The sequence below is a fragment of the Streptomyces sp. NPDC090032 genome, assembly GCF_044748025.1.
Classification (GTDB): domain Bacteria; phylum Actinomycetota; class Actinomycetes; order Streptomycetales; family Streptomycetaceae; genus Streptomyces.
Genome location: NZ_JBIVFF010000005.1, coordinates 179318 through 180681, shown reverse-complemented (window position 1 = coordinate 180681; position 1364 = coordinate 179318). Strand labels below are relative to the sequence as shown.

Below are 1364 nucleotides of genomic sequence, written 5' to 3'. Positions count from 1 at the left end.
GCGGAGTCCAGGGTGGCGGTAACGGGAACACCCAGGGCGGAGTCCAGGGTGGCGGTAACGGGAACACCCAGGGCGGAGTCCAGGGTGGCGGTAACGGGAACACCCAGGGCGGAGTCCAGGGTGGCGGTAACGGCAATACCCAGGGCGGAGTCCAGGGTGGCGGTAACGGGAACACCCAGGGCGGAGTCCAGGGTGGCGGTAACGGGAACACCCAGGGCGGAGTCCAGGGTGGCGGTAACGGCAACACCCAGGGCGGAGTCCAGGGTTAGTCACTAGAGGGAGTTCATCACCTCGCGGAGGAAACCTCTGCGAGGTGATGCCAAGCTCTCCAGGATCGATCACGAACATCCGGTTCGAGGACGTCGCACAGCCCATGTGGCCAACGCAGTTGGCCGCAGTCGGCGGTGCGGCGTCTTTCGTGTAATGGCCGGATCCTCGGTCGCGAACCGGAAATCGCCCAGTCCCTACGGCGCCGCACCCCGTCAAGCACGCGCCCGCACTTGTCACTACGCCACTCGAAACCGACGAGAGCGCAAGTCACAGCTGTAGTGCTGGTCCGGAGAGAGGACTCGCCGGTCCGGAGGCGGCCGCTGCGGGACCGGCATGCCAGGAGTCTCGCGATCAGGGTGCAGTCTGCCAACACTCTGTACGGGTGACATCGCCCGTGTCGCCTGTAGTTATGGAGTGAAGTGTTGCGACAGTTTGGTCCGCAAGAAATCCTATCTCCTATCTACCGCAAGAAAGGGCTACTGTGAAACGAGTCGGCATCTGCGCAACCCTGTCTCTTTCCGCTGCCGTGGCACTGACAGGCGCAACGGCCGGTCAGGCTTCCGCGGACCTCCGTAACGATCCTGCACTCCCCGCAGGAATTACCGCTGTCCACGGCAGTGGGTATTACGGTAATCCCTTCAGCGACGGGGACGACATCAACATCGTCCAGTCCCAGGGGGACACCAAGGGCGGTACCGGTAACACGCAGGGCGGTGCCGGTAACACCCTGGGCGGCACGCAGAGCGGCACCGGTAACACCCAGGGCGGCACGCAGGGCGGCACCGGTAACACCCAGGGCGGCACGCAGGGCGGCATCAACATCGTCCAGGCCCAGGGCGACACCAAGGGCGGTACCGGTAACACGCTGGGCGGTGCCGGTAACACGCTGGGCGGCACGCAGACCGGCACCAACAACACCCAGGGCGGCACGCAGGGCGGCACCGGTAACACCCAGGGCGGCACGCAGGGCGGCACCGGCAACACCCAGACCCAGGGCAACACCCAGGGCGGCACCGGCGACACCAAAAAGAGCGGCACCGGCGACACCGGCGACACCGGTAACACTCAGGGCGGTACGCAGAGCGGCACCGGTA

Annotated in this window: 2 protein-coding genes; both read left to right on the top strand. The window is 65.9% G+C overall.

Annotated elements, in window-relative coordinates:
* A partial coding sequence (locus ACIPWY_RS13580; RefSeq protein ID WP_393699430.1) for a hypothetical protein occupies positions 1-269 on the top strand: 269 nt, incomplete at its 5' end.
* 482 nt (positions 270-751) lie between these two features.
* Positions 752-1364, top strand: a 613-nt coding sequence (locus tag ACIPWY_RS13575) for a hypothetical protein (RefSeq protein ID WP_401533203.1), incomplete at its 3' end; no start/stop codon positions are given.